The following is a 20,391-nucleotide window of genomic DNA, read 5'->3' on the forward strand; positions in this document are numbered from 1 at the left end:
TCCTACGCTCCGATCTCGTCACCGGCGACCGGCCGGCCCATCGGGGCCTCGGTCGCCTCGTCCAGCCCGTCCAGGAGGTGGCCCATCCGGTCCCGCTTGGTGCGCAGGTAGCGCACGTTCTCCGGGTTGGACCGCACCGGCATGCCCTCCCGGCCGGTCACGGTGAGGCCGTACCCCTCCAGGCCGGCCCGTTTGGCCGGGTTGTTGGTCAGCAGCCGCATCGAGCGGACGCCGACGTCGTAGAGGATCTGCGCGCCGGTGCCGTAGTCCCGCGCGTCGGCCGGCAGACCCAGGTCGAGGTTCGCGTCCACCGTGTCGCGCCCCTGGTCCTGCAACTGGTACGCCTGGAGCTTGTGCAGCAGGCCGATGCCGCGCCCCTCGTGCCCGCGCACGTAGAGCACCACCCCGCGTCCCTCCTGGGCGACCCGGGCCAGTGACGCCTGCAACTGCGGTCCGCAGTCGCAGCGCAGCGAGCCGAACACGTCGCCGGTGAGGCACTCGGAGTGCACCCGGACCAGCACGTCCCGCCCGTCGCCGAGGTCGCCCATGACCAGCGCGACGTGCTCGGCCGAGTCGTGCTCGGCGCGGTAGCCGAGCGCCCGGAACACCCCGTACGGGGTGGGCATCCGCGCCTCGGCGGCCAGTTCGACCTGCTTCTCGGTGCGTCGCCGGTGGGCGATCAGGTCGGCGATGGTGACCAGCGTCAGCCCGTGCTCGGCGCAGAACTTCTCCAGGTCCGGCACGCGCATCATGGTGCCGTCGTCGTTGACCAGCTCGCAGAGCACCCCGGCCGGGCGCAGCCCGGCCAGCCGGGTCAGGTCCACCGCCGCCTCGGTGTGCCCGGCCCGGCGCAGCACCCCGCCCGACCGCGCGCGCAGCGGCACCACGTGGCCGGGACGGGCCAGGTCGGTCGGGTCGGTCCCGGCGTCGGCGAGCAGCCGGATGGTGTGCGAGCGGTCCGCGGCGGAGATGCCGGTGGTGACCCCCTCGCGGGCGTCCACCGTGACCGTGTACGCGGTGCCGCGCCGGTCCTGGTTGGTGTGGTGCATCGGCGGCAGGTCCAACCGGTCGCACTCGTCCTCGGTCAGCGGCACGCAGATGTAACCGGAGGTGTAGCGGACCATGAACGCGACCAGCTCCGGCGTGGCCAGCTCGGCCGCGAAGATCAGGTCGCCCTCGTTCTCCCGGTCCTCGTCGTCGACCACGACCACGGGGCGACCGGCGGCGATGTCCGCCACCGCCTGCTCGATGGAACCGAAGATGGTCATGCCACGACCTCCGAGTACGTCGCCGGAATGCGGGTGCGGGCGGCCGTGACGGCCCGGGAGGTGCGCCACCAGCTGTACAGGCCGGCGGCGCAGAAGGCGCCGTAGACCAGGTACATGGCGGCCGACGGGTAGAAGCCGCCGCGCAGCAGCAGCGGTACGCCCACCGCGTCCACCGCGATCCAGATCAGCCAGAACTCCACCCAGCCCCGCGCCATGCCGTAGGTGGCGAGCAGGCTGCCGACCAGGATCCAGGCGTCCGGCAGCGGGCCCCACGAGCCGAGCGCGGCCAGCGCCGGGTAGGCGGCGGCGGTGCCGACGGCCGCGACCGCGAGCAGGCCCAGCCGCTCCCGCCAGGTGGCCCAGCGCGGCACCACGGCCGGCTCGCCGCCACCACCCGCGCGGCGGTTGCGCGACCAGCGCCACCAGCCGTAGACGCTCACCGCGAAGAAGAAGACCTGGCGGCCGGCCTGGCCGTAGAGGTCGTGCGCCTGCGGGGTGGCGAAGACGCCGCCGAGGAAGACGGTGAACAGCAACGCGTTGCCGATCATGCCGACCGGCCAGGCCCACACCACCCGGCGCAGGCCGAGCAGCGCCGAGGCGAGCCCGAAGACGTTGCCGACGATCTCCCGGACCAGCACCGGCGAGCCGGCGACGTGCACCTGGGCGTCGAGCAGCCAGCCGAGCGGGCCCGTCACCGGGCACCCCCCATCAGCCGCTCGACGTACTTGGCCAGCACGTCGACCTCGAGGTTGACCGGGTCGCCGACCTGCTTCGTGCCGAGCACGGTGAGCTTCAGCGTGGTCGGGATCAGGCCGACCGAGAACCAGTCGTCGCCCACCTCGGCGACGGTCAGGGACACGCCGTCGACGGTGATCGAGCCCTTCTCCACCACGTAGCGGGCCAGCCCGGCCGGCAGCCGGAACCGGACCGTCTCCCACTGCACGGCCGGCTCCCGGCCGATGACCTCGCCGACGCCGTCGACGTGCCCCTGCACCAGGTGGCCGCCCAGCCGGCTGTTCAACGCGGCGGCCCGCTCCAGGTTGACCGGGTCGCCGGGGCGCAGCGCGCCGAGCGCGGTACGCCGCAGCGTCTCGCCCATCACGTCGGCGGTGAACACGCCGCCGTCGACGTCGACCACGGTCAGACAGACCCCGTTGACCGCGATCGAGTCGCCGTGCCGCGCGTCCGAGGTGACCAGCGGGCCGCGGATGGCGACCAGCGCCGAGTCGTCCCCGGTCTCGGTGCTCCGGACGATCTCGCCCAGCTCCTCGACGATGCCGGTGAACATGTTCAGGCCTCCCTCTTCCGGGGCAGCGCGGTGATCCGCAGGTCGGGACCGACCGGCGTAACGTCGGTGATCTCCAGGTCGATGGCGTCGGCGATCGTCGTCACGCCGGCGTCGCGCAGCGCGGTCGGGCCGGCGCCGAGCAGCTTCGGCGCGACGTAGCCGACGATCTTGTCGACCAGGCCGGCGGCGAGGAACGCGCCGGCCAGCGTGGGGCCGCCCTCCAGCAGCGCGGCGCGTACCCCGCGGTGGTGCAGTTCGGCGAGCAGCGCCGTCAGGTCGACCCGGCCGTCCGGGCCGGCGCCGACCTCGGCGGCGGTGGCCACCCAGGTCCGGGCCGCGCCGTCGCGGACCCGGGCGTCGGCCGGGGTACGCCCCGAGCTGTCCACCACGACCCGCAGCGGCTGCCGGATGGCCAGGGTGCCGTCGCGCAGGTTGCGGGCGGTGAGCCGGGGGTCGTCGGCGAGCACGGTGCCGACCCCGGCCAGCACCGCGTCGACGGTGCCGCGCAGCGCGTGCACGTCGGTCCGCGCCGCCTCCGAGGTGATCCACATGCTGGTGCCGTCGGCGGCGGCGGAGCGCCCGTCGAGCGTGGCGGCGTACTTCCAGATCAGGTACGGCCAGCCGCGGCGCATCGAGGTGAGCCAGGCGATGTTGCCGGCCTCGGCCTCCTCGGTGCGTACCCCGAGGGTGACCTCGATCCCGGCGGCGCGCAGGGTGGCCGCGCCGCCGGAGGCCACCGGGTTCGGGTCGGGCACCGCGACCACCACCCGGGAGACGCCGGCCGCGATGAGCGCGTGACTGCAGGGGCCGGTGCGGCCGGTGTGGTCGCAGGGCTCCAGTGTGACGACCGCGGTGCCGCCCCGGGCGCGCTTGCCGGCCTGCGCCAGCGCGACGATCTCGGCGTGCGGCCCGCCGGCGTACGCGTGGAAGCCCTCGCCGACGACCTCGCCGTCGGCGTCGAGCAGCACGCAGCCGACGACCGGGTTCGGGCTGGTCGCGCCGAGGCCGCGGGCGGCCAGCGCGACGGCACGACGCATCGCCTCGTCGACGGAGACGCTCGCCATGGCCTGCCCTGCCCTCCCGCTCGCCGGTCACGCGCGGGCGGGTTCGACAGGAGCGGCACGGGCACCGCGCACACGCGGCGGCGGAGAGACCCGGGGACGGCGACGCCGACCCCGGGGAGCCCACGGGCGCGGCTGAGGGTGCTCAGCGGCCACCAGGGACCTCCCCCGTTCCGCGCGCTGTCTCCCATCCGGACTGTCTGGGGGCGGACGAGCCGCACCCCAACCGTCGGCCCCGGATTCTCACCAGGTCCACCGTCCGGCCGAAGCCGTCCGGGTCGCGGGCTTACCACGGTCGGACCGTGGATCACCGCCGGTTCGGAATTTCACCGAGCCCCGCCAGCGCGTGGTGGGTACACCGGAAGTCTTACACGTTCGGCGGCGGCGCGCGCCACAGAGGCGAGCTACCTCACAGCAGCGGATGTCCGGTTCAGGTCACGCCCCGGCGGCGGTCGACCGCCACGTACGACCCGGGCTGGCTCTTGGCCACCGTCTTCATCTCCGAGGCCACGGCGATGGCCTCCAGCGGGTCGGTGAACCGCTTGCCGGAATCGGACAGTGACACCCCGATGGAGAGGGTGACCAGGGCGGCCCGGCGGATGTTGCCGCGGCGGTCCTTCAACTCGACGAAGCCGCGTTCCCGGTCGATCGGGTCGTAGAGCCCGTCGGCGGCCTTCTCGAAGTCCTCCACCGCCCGGAAGGTCAGCGGCCGGACCTGTTCGGGTGCGCAGACGATGACGAAGTCGTCGCCGCCGACGTGGCCGAGGAAGGCCGGCGGCAGGCCGATCGACACCACCGCGCGGTGCAGGCTGCGGGCCAGCGCGGAGATGAACTCGTCACCGCGGACGAAGCCGTACCGGTCGTTCACGCTCTTGAACCGGTCGATGTCGATGTAGCCGACGGCGTAGTCCACCCCGTTGCGCACCCGGTCGCTGATCTCCCGCCGGATGCGGCTGTTGCCGGGCAGGCCGGTCAGCGGGGAGACCTCCCGGAACTCCTTGTTGCGGCGCAGCGTGGAGCTGACCCGGGCGACCAGCTCGGCGGTGTCGAACGGCTTGACCAGGTAGTCGTCGGCGCCCGCGCTGAGACCGTTGACCTTGTCGGAGGTCATCCCCTTGGCGGTCAGCATGATCACCGGCAGCGCCGAGGTCATCGGGTCGGCGCGCAGCCGGCGGGTCAGCTCCAGCCCGTCGATGCGGGGCATCATCAGGTCGACCACGGCCAGGTCCGGCCGTTCCCGCTCGATGACCTCCAGCGCCTCCTGGCCGTCCGCGGCGTGCAGCACCTCGAAGCCGTGCAGGCGCAGGTTGAACTCGACGAAGCGGGCGATGTCCTCGTCGTCGTCGACGACCAGGATCACGTCGGGTCGGTCGTCGGCCGGGTCCATCTCAGGCCCCGGTCATCGCACGTTCCGCCAGGCCCCGCAGGCGGCGTACCGCCTCGGCCGGGTCGTCGGCGCCGTAGACCGCGGTGCCGGCGACGAACGCGTCCGCGCCGGCCGCGGCGGCCTGCTCGATGGTGTCCGCGGCGATGCCGCCGTCCACCTCGATGCGCAGCTCCAGGTGCCCGCTGTCGACGTGCCGGCGGGCGGCGCGCACCTTGTCCAGCAGCTGCGGCAGGAAGCGCTGGCCGCCGAAGCCGGCCTTGATCGTCATGATCAGCAGCGTGTCGAAGCTGGGCAGCAGCTCCAGGTACGGCTCGATCGGGGTGTCCCGGTCGATCGCCAATCCCGCCTTCGCGCCGGCCGAGCGCAGGTCCTTGGCCAGCGCCACCGGGTCGTCGCACGCCTCGGCGTGGAACGTGACGTTGTACGCGCCGGCGTCGGCGTATCCGGGGGCCCAGCGGCGCGGGTCCTCGATCATCAGGTGCACGTCGAACGGGATCTGGGTCACCGCGCGCAGGCTCTGCACCACCGGCAGCCCGATGGTCAGGTTGGGCACGAAGTGGTTGTCCATGACGTCCACGTGCAGCCAGTCGGCGGCGGACTCCACGGCACGGACCTCGTCGGCGAGGCGGGCGAAATCGGCGGCCAGGATGCTGGGCGCGACGATCGGCGGCGGTACGGTCACGGGGCCAGTGTACGAACGTGGTCACCCGCCGTCCGCAGCGCGGCACCGTGTGGGACAGGCTGTGACCCGCCCGTCACCTGTGGTGCACCATTGGCCCGTCCGGGCGGGAAATCGACACGAATAGTCGTCGGTGACTGGCCGATCGATTGAAAGATGACGAAACTCCTACAGGGACGGTCACGTATGCTGCCGCCCGGGCGCGGGGGACGCCGCACGGGCCTGCGGTGTGCGGCTGCCATCTCTCCGGCGAAGGGGCGGACGATGCGACGGTTGCTCCACACGCTCGCGCTGGCCGGTGCCGTGACGGCGGTGATCGCCGGCTGCGTCCCGGCGCACCGGGCCGACGGGGACCTCGTCGACGACTGGGCGGCGCTGCCCGCGCCCCAGCTGTTCGTCCCGGCCACCGACGCGTGTCTGCCCCGGCTCACCGCGGTGGTGCAGGCCGCCACGTACGAGACGGTGAACTGCGCCGGCAGCCACCTGGCCGAGGCGGTCCACGTCGGCACGTTCACCGGTCCGGCGGCCGCCGGCGCCCGCCCGGAGCCCGGCTCCCCGGCGCTGCGCGTCGCGCGCACCGAGTGCGACCAGCGGGCCCGGGAGATGATCGGCGGGGACTGGCACGCCGCCCGGCTCACGCTGAACATCGCGTTGCCCCCGGCCACCGCCTGGGTCGCCGGCGCGCGCTGGTTCCGCTGCGACCTGGCCGAGACCGACAGCATCGACAACACCCGGCCGGTCAACCGGATCGGCAGCCTGCGCGGCGCCCTGGTCGGGGACAACCCGCTGGTGCACCGCTGCTTCGACCCGAAGCTGATCGGGCAGAACCTCAACTACATGGCGCCGGTGCTCTGCACCGAGCCGCACCGGGCCGAGTTCGTGGGCGTCTACACCGAACGCGACGTGAGCTGGGCGGAGTTCACCCGGGGCGCGCCGTCGGTGCACCGGCGCTGCATGACGTTGATCGCCGCCTTCGCCGACGTGCCGGACAACGCCGAACTGCCGTACCGGGCCGGGTCCATCTTCTACCCGCCGTCGCAGCGGGAGTGGGAGGAGGGCGACCGGGGGGTGCGCTGTTTCCTGTGGAGCGACGACCGGAAGCTGACCCGCTCGATGCGCGGGGCCGGCCCGGAGGGACTACCCGTCATCTGAGCATCAGTGCCGTATGCTGCGTCGCCGAGGCGTACCGGTCGGCCGGGCGGCTCCGGACGGCGGGGAGGTCGGTCGCGATGCGGCGATGGTGGGCGGCGGTCGCCGCGGGCGCGGTGGCGGTGCTGGCGCTCGGCGGCTGTGGCGCGCCGGCCGGGGTGGACCGTGACCTGGCCGACGACTGGCCCGCGTTCGCCGCGCCCGTGGGCTTCGTGCCGAAGGCCGACGTCTGCCACCCGACCGTCGCCGACGTCGGCTACCTCAGCGGCTACCAACCGGTCGACTGCGCCACCACGCACCGGGCCGAGACGCTGCACGTCGGCACGCTCACCGGGCCGGAGGCCGCGCGCTCCGCGCCTCCGCGGGGCGGATCCGCCGGTCTGCGCGCCGCCCACGCCGACTGCGCCCGGCAGGTCACCAAGGCCGTCGGCGCGGACTGGCGGTCGGGACGGCTGCAGCTGTCCGTGGTCTTCCCGTCGGCCCCGGCGTGGTCCGGCGGGGCCCGCTGGTACCGCTGCGACGTCGCCGAGGTCAACGACCTGGACGACGGCACGGTGACCGAGCGTCAGGGCAGCCTGCGCGCCGCTCTGAGGCCCGGTTCGCCGCTGGCGCTGGGCTGCTTCAACCCGAAGCTGGTCAAGGACGACATCGAGGCGATGCGGCCGGTCGCCTGCACCGCGAAGCACCACGCCGAGTTCGTCGGGATCTGGCAGGCGCCGGACATCAGCTACGCGGAGTTCCAGCGCACCTCGCTGCGGGCGCACAAGGCGTGCCGGGGACTGATCGCCACGTACGCCAAGGTGCCGAACGACGGCAACATGCAGTACCGGGCCGGCACCATCATCTACCACCCGTACGAGCAGCAGTGGCGCGACGGCGACCGGGGCGTGCAGTGCTTCCTCTGGGTCTCCGACCGCACGCTGACCCGGTCGGTCCGGGGCGCCGGGGCGAAGGCGCTGCCGGTCACCTGAGCCGGGGGCGGGGCGGGCGTCGGCCCACCCCGCCCGGTGTGCTCAGCCGACCTGGAGCGTCACGTCGTCCAGGACGAAGCTGGTCTGCAACGAGGAGTCCTCGACACCGGTCCACTTGAGCGTGACCGTCTGACCGGCGTACGCGGCGAGGTTGAAGGTGCGCTGGGTGTAGCCGGTGGCCTTGTTCAGGTTCGAGTAGGTCGCCAGCGTGGTCGAGCCGACCTGCACGGTCAGCTTGTCGTACGCGGTCGAGGTGGTCGTCTCGGCCGAGTCGATGTGCAGCCAGAAGGCCAGCGTGTAACTGGCGCAGCCGGCCGGCAGGGTGACCGACTGGCTCAGCGTGTCGGTGTGCGACGAGCCGTAGCCGTCCAGCCACGCCTTGTAGGAGCCGGTCCGGGCCGCCTGGCCGGAGTCGTTGGTGATCACGCCCGAGCTGGCCGTCCACGGCGTGCTGCCCGACTCGAAGCTGCTGTTGCCGATGAGCTGTCCGCCGGTGCAGCCGCCGCCCCCGCCGGTCACGGTGAGCGTGTAGCTGGCGGTGCGGGTGGCCGAGCCGGTGCCGGTCACGGTGAGCGTGAACGTGCCGGTGGTCGCCGACGACGAGGCGGTGACCGTCATGGTGGCGGAGCCGCCCGAGGTGACCGAGGACGGGCTGAAGCTCACCGAGACGCCGCTCGGGGCGCCGCTGGCGGACAGCGCCACGGTCTGCGCGCTGCCGCTGGTGGTGGCGGTGCTGACGGTGGCGGTGGTGGAGCCGCCCCGGGCGACGCTGCCGGAGGTGGGGCTCACCGCGACGGAGAAGTCGTTGGTCGGGGTGCCGCCGCCGACCGCGAGCTGCCAGATGGCGTACGCCACGCCGTCGGCGCTGCGGTTGAGGACGGTCGTGTTGATGTTGCTGGTGGTGTCGCAGGAGCGGTGGTAGCAGCCGTCGTACGGCGCGCCCGCGGTGCCGCCCCACTTGCTGGCCTGCGCCGCGGTCTTGGTGTAGCTGGCGCCCGCCGCGTACCCGGAGGTCTGGATGCCGGCGTTGGCGAACGAGTAGTCGTCGGAGCGGCCCTGGCCCTCGGTGTTCTCCTCCGGCTGGATGCCGAAGGAGTCCCAGTACGCCTTCAGCGGCGCCGCGGTGGCCGAGGTGATCCGGTTGATGAAGTAGCCGCCGTTGGGCGAGCCGACCATGTCGAAGTTGTAGTAGCCCTTGATGTAACCCCGCTGGGTGGAGCTGAGCTGGTTGACGTAGTGCTTCGAGCCCTGCAGCCCCTGCTCCTCGCCGTTCCACCAGGCGAACCGGACCCGCTTGGTCATGGTGGGGTTCTGCGCCGCGAGCACCAGGGCGTTCTCCAGCAGGGTGGCCGAGCCGGAGCCGTTGTCGTTGATGCCCGGGCCGGCGGAGACGCTGTCCAGGTGGGCGCCGAACATGACGACCTGGTCGGTCGGGCCCTGCGGCCACTCGGCGATGAGGTTGCTGCCCGGGTAGGTGCAGGTGGTGCAGTTCTGCTCGGTGACCGTGTAACCGGCCGCCTGGAGCTTGCCCTTGACGTAGCTGACCGACGCGGCGTAGCCGGCCGAGCCGGCCCGTCGGTTGCCGCCGTTGCTGCTGGCGATGGAGTTGAACTGGGTGAGGTGGGCCTGGATGTTGGCCAGGGAGACGTCCGGCGCGGCGAGCGCGGCGGCGGTGGCGGGCGCCGGGGCGGGGGCCGGCGCGGGAGCGGCGGAGGCGGTGCCGGCCAGGCTCGCCGTCGCCAGGGTGGCGACGAGGGCGAGCGCGAGGCTCGTGGTCGGCGTGCTGCGTCTCATGGAGACTCCTCATGGGGGTCGGCGGGCGGGGGTGACGGGTCGACCGGTGATCGGAACAGTTACATGTATCGATCGCACAGTCAACGGCGCGTCACATCCCACCAACCCCCTACCGCCCCCGGGATGCCTCTCCCCCGCCACCTTCGGACTGATCAAGGAGTTCGCCGTCGGCAATCCGACGGCGAACTCCTTGATCAACCCAGCGGAGGGGCGGAGCGGTCAGCCTCGGCGCAGGACGGCCAGGAACATGGCGTCCGTGCCGTGACGGTGCGGCCAGAGCTGCACCGTCGGGCCGTCGCCCAGACCCGGCATGCCGGCCGGCAGCAGCGGCCGGGCGTCGACGAAGTCGACCGGGAGGCCGCAGCGCCGGGACGCCTCGGTCACCGTCACGTGCGTCTCCACCACGTGCGGCGAGCAGGTCACGTACGCGACCAGGCCACCCGGACGGACCGCGCGCAGCGCGGCGGTGAGCAGCTCACGCTGCAGGCGGGTCAACGGCGGCAGGTCCGCCGGCTGGCGGCGCCAGCGCGACTCCGGCCGGCGGCGCAGCGACCCCAGCCCCGTGCACGGCGCGTCGACCAGCACCCGGTCGAAGTGCCCCTCCGGCAACTTCGGGTCCCCGCCGACGGTGCGCCCGTCGGTGTGCACCACCGTGACCGGCAGCCCGCGGGTGGCCTGGGCGACCAGGCGGGCCCGGTGCTCGGCCACCTCGACCGCGGTCAACCGCGCCCCGCGCGTCGCCGCGATCGCACCGAGCAGGCCGGACTTGCCGCCCGGGCCGGCGCACAGATCCAGCCACCGGCCGTCCGGGCCCTCCAGCGGCGCGTTCGCCAGCGCGTCGGCCACCAACTGGGAGCCCTCGTCCTGCACGTGCGCCCGCCCGTCGGCCACCGCCGCCAGGTCACCCGGCGCGCCGCCGGGCAGGTAGACCGCGTACGGCGAGAACGCGCCCGGCGCGCCGCCGACCTCGTCGGCCAGCGCCACCGGGTCGGCCAGGCCGGGTCGGGCGCACAGGTGCACCGGGGGGCGCTCGTTGTCCTCGATCAGCAGCCGGGTGGTCTCCCCCAGGTCACCGCCGAGCGCCTCGGCGAACGCCCGGACGATCCACTGCGGATGGCTGTACGCCAGCGCCAGGTACCCGATCGGGTCGGTCTCCTCGGCCGGGGCGAGCTTGGCCACCCACGCGTCGGCGTCCCGCCCGGCGATCTCGCGCAGCACCGCGTTGGCGAAGCCGGTCGCGCCGGGCCCCACCGTGCGGACCAGGTCCACGGTGGAGGAGACCGCGGCGTGCGCCGGCACCCGGGTGTGCAGCAGCTGGTAGGCCCCGAGCCGCAGCGCGTCCCGCACCGGCGGGTCGATGCGCTGCACGTCCCGGCCCGCCGCGTCGGTGACGATCGCGTCCAGGGTGCCGGTGTGCCGCAGCGTGCCGTAGGTCAGCTCGGTGGCGAACGCCGCGTCGCGGCCGCTGAGCCCCGCCTCGCGCAGCATCGTCGGGAGCACCAGGTTGGCGAACGCGTCGTCGCGGTGCACCGCGGCGATCGCCTCGTAGGCGACCTGCCGGGGCAGGTCCACCGCGGGCCGCACCGGGCGGCGCGCGTCCCGCCGGTCGTAGCCGCCCCGCGACGGCCCGCCGGACCGGTCTCCGGGACGCCCGGAACCGCGCTCGCCGCGCCCGTACCCCCGGGGACGCTCGCCCTCGACGGGCCGTTCCGGCCGCGTCACGCGAAAACCTCGCCCGCGGCGACCCGGGCGCCGCGCGCCCAGTCGCCGGCCGACATGGGCTTCTTGCCGGCGGCACGCACCTCACCGAGGCGCACCGGCCCGGTGGCGGTGCCGACCAGGACGCCGGACTTCTCCGCCAGCAGCTCGCCCGGCTTCAGCTCCGGGCCGTTGGCCAGCGGGGTGACCGGGCCGAGCTTGACCCGGTCGTCGCGGAAGGTGGTCCACGGGCCCGGGGCCGGCGTGCAGGCGCGGATCCGCCGGTCCACCGCGAACGCCGGGTCGGTCCAGCGCACCCGCGCGTCCTCGACGGTGAGCTTCGGGGCGAGCGAGACGCCGTCCGACGGCTGCGGCTGCGCCCGGGCGGTGCCGGCGTCGATCGCGTCGAGCACGGCGACCAGCAGCCCGGCGCCCGAGTGGGCCAGCCGTTCCAGCAGGTCGCCGGAGGTGTCGGTGGGACGGATCTCGTCGGTGACCGTGCCGTAGACCGGGCCGGTGTCCAGCCCCTCCTCCAGCTCGAACACGCTGGCGCCGGTCAGCTCGTCGCCGTGCAGCACGGCGTGCTGGACCGGCGCCGCGCCCCGCCAGGCGGGCAGCAGCGAGAAGTGCAGGTTGATCCAACCGTGCCGGGGGATCTCCAGCGCCACCGGCGGCACCAGCGCGCCGTAGGCGACCACGGGGACGCAGTCCGGCGCCAACGCGCGCAGCCGGTCGAGGAACTCGGGTTCGCGTGGCCGGGCCGGGGTGAGCACCTCGACGCCGTGCGCGTCGGCCCACGCGCCGACGGGCGAGCGGTGCAGCCCTCGGCCCCGGCCGGCCGGGGCGTCGGGGCGGGTGACCACCGCGAGCAGCTCGTGGCCGGAGGCGGCGATCGCGTCCAGGGCCGGCACGGCGACCGCCGGCGTGCCGGCGAAGACCAGGCGCATCCGGGTCACCGCCCCAGGCCGAACGGGTTCGTGACGGGATGCGGGCTCAGCTTGACCGTGGGCGGGGCGGCCTGGTCGTACCAGTCCGCCTGCCGGATCGCCTTCATGGCCTCCTTGCGGCCGGCCGCGTCGAGGCGGTCCAGGAAGAGCACCCCGTCGAGGTGGTCGGTCTCGTGCTGCAGGCAGCGGGCCATCAGGCCGGTGCCGACGATCTGCATCGGGTCGCCGTGGGCGGTGAAGCCCTTGGCGATCACGTTCTGCCGGCGCTTCGTGTCGAAGTAGAGCCCAGGGATGGACAGGCAACCCTCCGGGCCGTCCTGTTCCTCCTCGTCGGGGAACTCCAGCACCGGGTTGACCAGGTGGCCGAGCATGTCGTCGACGTCGAAGGTGAACACCCGCAGGCCCACCCCGAGCTGCGGCGCGGCCAGGCCGGCGCCGTTCTGCTCGCGCATCGTGTCGGTCAGGTCGGCGATCAGCTTGCGCAGCTCGGCGTCGAAGTCGACCACGGGGTCGGCCGGCGTGCGCAGCACCGGGTCGCCGAACAGACGGATGGGCTGGACGGTCACGCGGCGTGGCTCCTTGTCTGGGACGGGTGGTGCCGTCCCAGTCTACGGAGTGCGGCCGGACGCCTCCGGTGGCGTACCGGGAACGGTGACCGGGGACGCCTCCCGCCCGACGGTGACCGGCAGCGTGGCGTAACCGCGCAGGGTGAGCCGGACCCGCCGCTCGGGCGCGCCGGCCAGAGCCAGGCCGGGCAGCCGGCGCAGCAGCAGCGGGAACGCCACCTGTGCCTCCAGCCGGGCCAGCGCGGCGCCGAGGCAGTAGTGCGGCCCGGCGCCGAAGGACAGCGGGTGGATCTGCGGTCGCCACGGGTCGAAGCGCGCCGGCTCCGGGTAGCGGCGGGGATCACGGTTGGCCGCGCCGAGCATCACGATGACCCAGCTCTCCGGCGGCAGGTCGAGGTCGCCGTGCCGGGACGGCTCGGTGCTCATCCGGGAGGTCAGCTGCACCGGCGAGTCGTAGCGCAGCAGCTCGTCGACGTATCCGGGGGCGAACTCCGGGTGCTCGCGCAGCGTCGCGGCCGCGTCGGGGTGGTCGAGCAGCGCCACCAGACCGTTGCCGAGCAGGTTGGTGGTGGTCTCGAAGCCGGCCACCAGCAGCACGATCAGGTTGGCCAGCAGCTCGTCGCCGGAGAGGCTCTCACCGTCGGCGTCGGCCCTCATTCGGTCCGGAGCGCCGTCTTGCGGCGCGGAGGCCGAATTATGGCCGTCGTGGGCCTGGGCCAGCGCGGTCGTCAGGTCGTCGGCGGGGGCCCGGCGGCGGGCCGCGACCAGCTCGGTGAAGTAGGCCCGCAGCTCGCCCGCGCCCCGGTCGGCCACGGCCAGCTCGTCGGCCGTGATCTCCGGCTCCAGCACCCCGGTCAGGTCGGTGGCCCAGCGCCGGAACAGCGGCCGGTCCGCCGCCGGGACGCCGAGCAGCGCGCAGATCACCCCGACCGGCAGCGGGTACGCGAACTCGGCCATGAAGTCGACCGGCGCGCCGCCCCGCCCGCCGGCCAGCAGCCGGTCGACCAGGTCGTCGGCCTGCGCCTGCACCACGTCGCGCATCGCGGCGATCCGGCGGGGGGTGAACGCGCCGGCGGCGAGGCGCCGCATCCGGCTGTGGTCGGGCGGGTTGGTGCGCAGCATCGACCGGGAGATGGACAGCACCGCCGGGCTCTCCCGCCAGCCGGGCATGAACTGGTCGCGCAGGCCGTCGTCCATCACCCCGAACCGGGCGTCGCGCAGGATCGCGTCGGCCTCGGCGTACCCGGTCACCACGTAGAAGACGGGCCCGGCCTGGACCACCGGGCCGTGCGCGCGCAACCGCTCGTACGTCGGGTAGGGGTCGACCCGACCCGCGGGGGACATCAGCAGCGCGAGGGCGTCGGCAGGGTCCACGGTCGGCCTCCCCAGGCGTCGGAGACCCCCATCATGCCCCGTTTCCGCCGGATCGGGCGATCCCGTCGCCGCGCCCGGACGGCCGTCAGGCCCCGGCGCCCGGCTCCCCGGCGAGCACCGCACCACCGCCGAGCAGGGCGTGCTCCGGCAGCGGCAGTGCGATGCCGTGCGCGTCCTCCCAGTCGTGGATCAGACCCGGCCGGGCCTGGGCGGCGAAGAAGTCGACGGCGCTCATGCCGCCGACCACCGGCTCGTCGACCTCGGCGACCAGCCGGGCGGGCACCAGCGGGAACCCGCCGCGCACCGCGGCGCTGAGCCGCCGGTGCCCGTCGACGACGAAGAAGTACTCACCGGTGTAGCCGATGCTCAGCGGCTCCAGCGCCTCGTCGCCGGCCTCGGCCACCTCGCCGGCGAACTCCGAGTCCCAGAGACCGCGCAGCGTGGCCACGTCCTCGGTCGGGTAGACCCGGTTCGGGTCGAGCAGCAGCAGCGGCTGGCCGGCGCGCAGCACCTCGGCACCGAGCCGGCCCTCGTAGACGTCGACCACGTGCTGGATCACCTGCTCCGGGTTGGCCCGGGTGGTGTCGCAGATCAGGTCGTAGTTGCGCAGCCGGGCCTTGTCGACGCCGTACCGGACGATGAAGCGGCCGCGCTCGCTCTCGCTGCGCTCGCGCAGCTTGGCCCGCGCCTCCTCCAGCGAGGTGTAGCTCTCGGCCGGACCGGACGGGCGGGCCAGCACCCGCCGGGCCGCCTCGGTCGGCTCGGTGATCATGTGCACCTTGAGCGCGTCGGTGAAGAAGTGCCACGCCAGGCGGGAGTCCATCACCAGCGACTCGCCCGAGGCGGCGATGTCGCGCTGGAGCTGGTCGACGTAGCCGTCGACGGCCTGGTCCAGCTCGGCGTGCAGGTTGAGCTGGAGGGCGGTCATCTGCCGCTCCTGGGCCATCTGCCGGTAGAGGTCGCCGACGCTGACCCGGCGCAGGCCGAGCCGCTTGGCGATCTCGACGGAAACGGTGCTCTTGCCGCTGCCGAGGTCGCCGTTGAAGACGATCGACTGACGAACGGTCACGACTGGTCCACCCCTGCTCACCGGCTGACTGACGACATCGAATCCGTGTCGGCCCGACGTGCTGGGAGCATTCGCCGCGCCGTGTCCCGCGCGGAAAACCGCGCGCCTGGGCATGACGGGCGATGCTATCACCGCCCGCTACCCAATTGCCGGACCAGGTGTGCGGCAAACCCCAGCTCACGACCGTGCGCGCCGGCCCGGGTGCGCTGGGTCACGGCCGTCGGGGGCCGGTCAGAACAGGCTGAGCGGATCGACCTGGAGCCGGACCGGATCGACCGCCTTGCGCGCGCTGCGCTGCCCGGCCGCCGCGTGCAACGCGTCGGCCAGGGCGGCGGCCCGGGCCCGGGGGACCCGGACCAGCATCCGCTCCCGCCCCTCCTCCGCCGGCACCGGGCCGAGGACCTCCGCGTCGTCCGGCAGCCGGGCGCCGGCCAGCAGGTCGGCCACCGCCTCGGCCACGCCGGTGACGCTGGCCATCCGCACCGCCGGCGGGAAACCCAGCTCGCGGCGTTCGGCCAGCTCCCGTTCGGCGAACCAGGCCGCGTCCCAGCGCAGCAGCGCCTGCACCGGCGCGAGGGCACCGTCGGCGACCACCACCACCCGGCCCCCGGCCGCGCCGGGGCGGGCCAGCGCGGCGGCGGCCATCCACCGACGCAGCGCCTCCTCCCCGGCCCGCAGGTCGGCCCGGGTGAGCAGCGCCCACGAGTCGAGCAGCAGCACCGCGCCGAAGCCGCCCTCGGCCACCGGCTCCGCGCCCGGGGTGGCGATCACCAGCCCGGCCCCACCCGGCACGGCGGCCAGCACCTCCTCCCGGCCCGAGGTCCGCACCGGCACGCCCGGGAACGCCCGGCCCAGCTCCTCGGCGGTGCGCCGGGCGCCGGTGACCGAGGCCCGCAGCCGCCGCCCGCCGCACTCCGGGCAGGCGTACGCGGCGGCCACCCGGCCGCACCAGCGGCAGGCCGGCGTGCCCTGGGCCGAGGGCAGGCTCAGCGGACCGGCGCAGTGCGGACAGCGGGCCGGGGCCCGGCAGTCGGCGCAGGCGACCGAGGGCAGGTAGCCGCGGCGGGGCACCTGCACCAGCACCGGCAGGTCGGCGCGGAGCGCGTCCCGGGCGGTGGTCCAGGCCAGGCTGGGCAGCCGGGCGGAGGCCGCGCCGGGATCCCGGGCCAGCTGCGGGTCGTCGCCGGTGGGCGCCATGGCCGGCATCCGCGCCCGGACGATGGCGCGGTCGGCGACCACCTCCCGGGCCCAGCCGGTCTCCACCAGCAGCTGCGCCTCGGCGGTCCGGGCGTAGCCGCCGACCAGGGCGGCCGCGCCGGTGAGCTGGGCCCGGGTGAGCAGCACCTCGCGGGTGTGCGGGTAGGGCGCGCGGGGTTCGGCGTGCAGGTCGTCGCCGTCGTCCCAGACGGCCACCAGGCCGAGCCGCTCCACCGGGGCGAACATGGCGGCCCGGGTCCCGATCACCACCCGCGCCTCGCCCCGGCGGGCGGTCAGGAAGGCGCGGTACCGGGCGGCCGGGCCGTCGGCGGCGGTGAGCCGGACGTGCCGCCCCGCGCCCGGCAGCGCGGTCAGCGCCGCGTCGAGGCGGTCCAGGTCCCGGGCGTCGGCGACCACGACCAGCGCTCCCCGGCCGCCGGCCACGGTGGCGGCCACGGCGTCGGCGTACCGCTCGGCCCAGTCCTCCCCCGGCAGCGCGGACCACACGGCGCGGGGCGCCCGGCCGTCGGCGAGCGCCCGGATCAGCGCCGGCCCGGCCGGGTAGTCCCGCCAGCCGCGAGGATCGACGGGCGCGCCGACCGGTTCCGGTCGCGCGGACCCGGGGTCCGCCGGGGTGGCGGCAGGCGCGCGGTCGGGGTCCGCGGACGTGTCGGCGGCCGCCGACGGCGCGACGCCGGCGTCGACGCGGGTCTCTCCGGCGGCGTCCGGGGCGGGGTCGGGGTCCGCGGACGCGTCGGCGGCGGTGACGGCCTTCTCGGCGCGGGCGTGCCGGGGCGGCACGGCGAGGCGGAGCACGTCGGCCAGGCTCCCGGCGTAGCGGTCGGCGACCGCCCGGGCCAGCCGGGCCACCTCCGGGGAGAGCACCGGCACCGGGGAGACGACCTTCTCCAGGTACGCCAGCTTGGGGTGCGCCGACTCGGCGACGCGTTCCAGCAGCCAGCCGTCGACGAGCTGCCCGGCGAACCGGACCTTCACCCGCACCCCGGGCCGGGCGTCGGCGTCCAGCGCCTCCGGGACCAGGTAGTCGAACGGCCGGTCGAGGTGCGGCAGCGGCACGTCCACGCAGACGCGAGCGACCGGCGACCCCTCGGCGGGTCGCCGGTCGCGGCGCGTGGTGGCGGTCAGGCTCCCGCGGCCGACTTGAGGTCGGCGGCCCGCTCGGTGCTCTCCCAGGTCAGATCCGCCAGCTCCCGGCCGAAGTGGCCGTACGCGGCGGTCTGCTGGTAGATCGGGCGCAGCAGGTTCAGGTCCCGGATGATCGCGGCGGGACGCAGGTCGAACACCTCGGCCACCGCCTTCTCGATCGAGGCCACCGCCACCGTCTCGGTGCCGAAGGTCTCGATGAACAGGCTCACCGGGTGCGCCTTGCCGATCGCGTACGCGACCTGCGCCTCGCACCGCTCGGCCAGGCCGGCGGCGACCACGTTCTTGGCCACCCAGCGCATCGCGTACGCGGCGGACCGGTCGACCTTCGACGGGTCCTTGCCGGAGAACGCGCCCCCGCCGTGCCGGGCGTAACCGCCGTAGGTGTCCACGATGATCTTGCGGCCGGTCAGGCCGGCGTCACCCATCGGGCCGCCGATCTCGAACCGCCCGGTCGGGTTCACCAGCAGCCGGTAGCCCTCGGTCTCCAGACCCAGGCCCTCCAGCTCCGGCGTGATGACGTGCTCCCGCACGTCCGGCGTGAGCAGCGACTCCAGCGAGATGTCCGCCGCGTGCTGGCTGGAGACGACCACCGTGTCCAGGCGCACCGGACGCAGGCCGTCGTACTCGATGGTGACCTGGGTCTTGCCGTCCGGACGCAGGTAGGGGATGGTGCCGTCCTTGCGCACCGCGGCGAGCCGGCGGGCCAGCCGGTGCGCCAGCGCGATCGGCAGCGGCATCAGCTCGGGCGTCTCGGAGCAGGCGAAGCCGAACATCATGCCCTGGTCGCCCGCGCCCTGCGCGTCCAGCGCGCTCTCCGAGCCACCGGTGCGCAGCTCGAACGCGTTGTCCACGCCCTGCGCGATGTCCGGCGACTGGGCGCCGATGGACACGCTCACGCCGCAGGACGCGCCGTCGAAGCCCTTCTTCGACGAGTCGTAGCCGATGCCGAGGATGGTCTCCCGGACGATGGTCGGGATGTCGGCGTACGCCTTGGTGGTCACCTCGCCGGCGACGTGCACCTGCCCGGTGGTGATCAGCGTTTCCACCGCGACCCGGCTGTGCGGGTCCTGCGCGAGCAGCGCGTCGAGAATGCCGTCACTGATCTGGTCGGCGATCTTGTCCGGGTGGCCCTCCGTGACCGATTCGGACGTGAAGAGACGTGTCACGGCACTCCTAAGCATGTGAAGACTTTTAAAGGTCGCTCGGCGGCAGTTTAGTCGCCCCCGTTCCGGTCCGGCCCCGGGAACGGCGAGCTGACCAACCGTCAGGACGGCGGGCCCAGGCGCGCCGCCACGAGATCCCAGACGGCGTCGGCCAGGTCCTCCTTGGGCTGCTCGGGCAGCCGGTGCACGGCGCCGTCGGCCCCGATCACGGTCGCCGCGTTGGTCTCCGCGCCGAAGACCTTGTCGACACCCACCTCGTTGACCACGATCAGGTCGGCGCGCTTGCGGGCGAGCTTGGCCCGGCCGTTGGCCTCGGCGTCGTCGGTCTCCGCGGCGAAGATCACCAGCACCTGCCCGGGCCGGCGATCCCGGCCCAACTCGGCGGCGATGTCCGGGTTGGTGACCAGCTCGACGGTCGGCGCGACGCCGTCCTCCGACTTCTTGATCTTCCCGGTGGCGTAGCTGGCCGGACGGAAGTCGGCGGGCGCGGCGGCCATCACCACGGCGTCCGCGTCGGCGGCCGCCGCCAGCGTGGCCTCGCGCAGCTCCTCGGTGGTGCCCACCCGGACCAGGTCGGCGCCGGCCGGGTCGGCGAGGGCCACGTTCGCCGACACCAGCGTCACCCGGGCGCCCCGGGCCACGGCGGCGCGGGCGAACGCGTACCCCTGCTTGCCGGAGGACCGGTTGCCGAGGAAGCGGACCGGGTCGAGCGGCTCGCGGGTGCCGCCGGCGGTGACCACCACGTGCCGGCCGGCCAGGTCGGCCGGGGCGGCCACGCCGCGGGCCAGCGCCCGCCGGGCGACGGCGAAGATCTCCGCCGGGTCGGGCAGCCGGCCCTTGCCGGTGTCCCGCCCGGTCAGGCGGCCGACCGCCGGCTCGATCACCCGTACGCCCCGGGAGCGCAGCGTGGCCACGTTGGCCACGGTCGCCGGGTGCTCCCACATCTCGGTGTGCATGGCCGGGGCCAGCACCACCGGGCAGCGCGCGGTCAGCAGCGTGTTGGTGAGCAGGTCGTCGGCGAGGCCGTGCGCGGCCTTGGCGAGCAGGTCGGCGGTGGCCGGCGCCACCACGACCAGGTCGGCGTGCTGCCCGAGCCGCACGTGCGGCACCTCGTGCACGTCGGACCAGACGTCGTCGGCCACCGGCTGGCCGGAGAGCGCGGCCCAGGTCGGCGCCCCGACGAAGCGGAGCGCCGACGCGGTCGGCACGACCCGGACCCGGTGACCCGACTCGGTGAAGAGCCGGAGCAGCTCACACGCCTTGTAGGCGGCGATGCCACCGCCGACCCCGAGGACGATCTCGGCGGGCATCGGCGCGGGCGGAACTACGGCTGGTCGGTCGGCTCGGCGGTGAGCAGGCCCGCGTTGATCTCCCGCATCGCGATGGAGAGCGGCTTCTCCTGCGGGGTGGTCTCCACCAGCGGGCCGACGTACTCCAGCAGGCCCTCACCGAGCTGGCTGTAGTAGGCGTTGACCTGGCGGGCACGCTTGGCGGCGAAGATGACCAGCGCGTACTTCGAGGTGGTCTTCTCGAGCAGCTCGTCGATCGGCGGGTTGGTGATGCCCTCGGGGTTGGTGGCGATGGATCCCACGAATTCAAACCTCTGCGTCTCG

18 protein-coding genes and 1 riboswitch are annotated in these 20,391 nt (G+C 74.4%); of the genes, 2 read left to right on the forward strand and 16 right to left on the reverse strand.

Features of this window, described 5'->3' with window-relative positions; translation table 11 throughout:
• Positions 1 to 2 precede the first annotated feature (2 nt).
• From COO58_RS14370 to rpe, 6 genes are all read right to left on the reverse strand, one after another.
• Positions 3 to 1,268, reverse strand: a complete 1,266-nt coding sequence (locus COO58_RS14370) for a bifunctional 3,4-dihydroxy-2-butanone-4-phosphate synthase/GTP cyclohydrolase II (RefSeq protein WP_091577983.1) — start codon at positions 1,266 to 1,268, stop codon at positions 3 to 5.
• The gene (gene pnuC, locus COO58_RS14375; protein WP_091577986.1) at positions 1,265 to 1,963 is read right to left on the reverse strand and encodes a nicotinamide riboside transporter PnuC; all 699 of its coding nucleotides are present in this window, start codon (positions 1,961 to 1,963) and stop codon (positions 1,265 to 1,267) included. Before pnuC ends, COO58_RS14370 begins: the two co-directional genes overlap by 4 nt.
• Positions 1,960 to 2,556 carry a riboflavin synthase gene (locus COO58_RS14380; RefSeq protein WP_098745334.1) on the reverse strand — a complete coding sequence of 199 codons (597 nt, stop codon included), beginning with the start codon at positions 2,554 to 2,556 and terminating at the stop codon, positions 1,960 to 1,962. The genes pnuC and COO58_RS14380 overlap by 4 nt, the downstream gene beginning before the upstream one ends.
• A gap of 2 nt (positions 2,557 to 2,558) precedes the next feature.
• Entirely contained in the window at positions 2,559 to 3,620 is a 1,062-nt protein-coding gene (gene ribD, locus COO58_RS14385; RefSeq protein WP_091577991.1) for a bifunctional diaminohydroxyphosphoribosylaminopyrimidine deaminase/5-amino-6-(5-phosphoribosylamino)uracil reductase RibD, read from the reverse strand.
• Between the two features lie 172 nt (positions 3,621 to 3,792).
• A riboswitch (FMN riboswitch) is annotated at positions 3,793 to 3,965 on the reverse strand.
• An 82-nt stretch (positions 3,966 to 4,047) separates the two neighbouring features.
• Positions 4,048 to 5,004: a response regulator gene (locus tag COO58_RS14390; RefSeq protein WP_091577993.1), complete on the reverse strand. Its 957-nt coding sequence runs from the start codon at positions 5,002 to 5,004 to the stop codon at positions 4,048 to 4,050.
• Between the two features lies 1 nt (position 5,005).
• The gene (rpe, locus tag COO58_RS14395) at positions 5,006 to 5,686 is read right to left on the reverse strand and encodes a ribulose-phosphate 3-epimerase (protein ID WP_091577996.1); all 681 of its coding nucleotides are present in this window, start codon (positions 5,684 to 5,686) and stop codon (positions 5,006 to 5,008) included.
• A 261-nt stretch (positions 5,687 to 5,947) separates the two neighbouring features.
• Between rpe and COO58_RS14400 the strand changes: the two genes are divergently transcribed.
• The gene (locus COO58_RS14400; RefSeq protein ID WP_091577999.1) at positions 5,948 to 6,835 is read left to right on the forward strand and encodes a septum formation family protein; all 888 of its coding nucleotides are present in this window, start codon (positions 5,948 to 5,950) and stop codon (positions 6,833 to 6,835) included.
• Positions 6,836 to 6,912: 77 nt separating this feature from the next.
• Positions 6,913 to 7,803 carry a septum formation family protein gene (locus COO58_RS14405; RefSeq protein WP_098745335.1) on the forward strand — a complete coding sequence of 297 codons (891 nt, stop codon included), beginning with the start codon at positions 6,913 to 6,915 and terminating at the stop codon, positions 7,801 to 7,803.
• Between the two features lie 42 nt (positions 7,804 to 7,845).
• Here the strand turns inward: COO58_RS14405 and COO58_RS14410 are convergent, their stop codons facing one another.
• The 10 genes from COO58_RS14410 to rpoZ all read right to left on the reverse strand — a co-directional run bounded on the left by COO58_RS14410 (position 7,846) and on the right by rpoZ (position 20,369).
• Positions 7,846 to 9,597 (reverse strand): M28 family peptidase, encoded by a 1,752-nt coding sequence (locus COO58_RS14410; RefSeq protein WP_098745337.1) that lies wholly within the window; start codon positions 9,595 to 9,597, stop codon positions 7,846 to 7,848.
• A gap of 219 nt (positions 9,598 to 9,816) precedes the next feature.
• Positions 9,817 to 11,319: an RsmB/NOP family class I SAM-dependent RNA methyltransferase gene (locus COO58_RS14415; RefSeq protein ID WP_255292622.1), complete on the reverse strand. Its 1,503-nt coding sequence runs from the start codon at positions 11,317 to 11,319 to the stop codon at positions 9,817 to 9,819.
• Positions 11,316 to 12,242 (reverse strand): methionyl-tRNA formyltransferase, encoded by a 927-nt coding sequence (gene fmt, locus COO58_RS14420; RefSeq protein ID WP_098746356.1) that lies wholly within the window; start codon positions 12,240 to 12,242, stop codon positions 11,316 to 11,318. The genes COO58_RS14415 and fmt overlap by 4 nt, the downstream gene beginning before the upstream one ends.
• 5 nt (positions 12,243 to 12,247) lie before the next feature.
• Positions 12,248 to 12,808: a peptide deformylase gene (def, locus tag COO58_RS14425; RefSeq protein ID WP_091578009.1), complete on the reverse strand. Its 561-nt coding sequence runs from the start codon at positions 12,806 to 12,808 to the stop codon at positions 12,248 to 12,250.
• Between the two features lie 42 nt (positions 12,809 to 12,850).
• On the reverse strand, positions 12,851 to 14,182 hold the full coding sequence (locus COO58_RS14430) for a cytochrome P450 (protein ID WP_098745340.1): 1,332 nt from the start codon (positions 14,180 to 14,182) through the stop codon (positions 12,851 to 12,853).
• Between the two features lie 85 nt (positions 14,183 to 14,267).
• Positions 14,268 to 15,251 (reverse strand): AAA family ATPase, encoded by a 984-nt coding sequence (locus COO58_RS14435; RefSeq protein WP_098745342.1) that lies wholly within the window; start codon positions 15,249 to 15,251, stop codon positions 14,268 to 14,270.
• A 231-nt stretch (positions 15,252 to 15,482) separates the two neighbouring features.
• Positions 15,483 to 17,531, reverse strand: a complete 2,049-nt coding sequence (locus tag COO58_RS14440; protein WP_091578016.1) for a primosomal protein N' — start codon at positions 17,529 to 17,531, stop codon at positions 15,483 to 15,485.
• Positions 17,532 to 17,590: 59 nt separating this feature from the next.
• Complete coding sequence (gene metK, locus COO58_RS14445; RefSeq protein ID WP_245666717.1) at positions 17,591 to 18,781, reverse strand: methionine adenosyltransferase; 1,191 nt, start codon at positions 18,779 to 18,781, stop codon at positions 17,591 to 17,593.
• Between the two features lie 98 nt (positions 18,782 to 18,879).
• Positions 18,880 to 20,088, reverse strand: coding sequence for a bifunctional phosphopantothenoylcysteine decarboxylase/phosphopantothenate--cysteine ligase CoaBC (gene coaBC, locus COO58_RS14450; RefSeq protein ID WP_091578022.1), 1,209 nt, complete (start codon positions 20,086 to 20,088; stop codon positions 18,880 to 18,882).
• Between the two features lie 14 nt (positions 20,089 to 20,102).
• Positions 20,103 to 20,369, reverse strand: coding sequence for a DNA-directed RNA polymerase subunit omega (rpoZ, locus tag COO58_RS14455; RefSeq protein ID WP_013285517.1), 267 nt, complete (start codon positions 20,367 to 20,369; stop codon positions 20,103 to 20,105).
• Between the last annotated feature and the right edge of the window lie 22 nt (positions 20,370 to 20,391).

The organism is Micromonospora sp. WMMA1996 (genome assembly GCF_002573675.1).
GTDB classification, from domain to species: domain Bacteria; phylum Actinomycetota; class Actinomycetes; order Mycobacteriales; family Micromonosporaceae; genus Micromonospora; species Micromonospora sediminicola.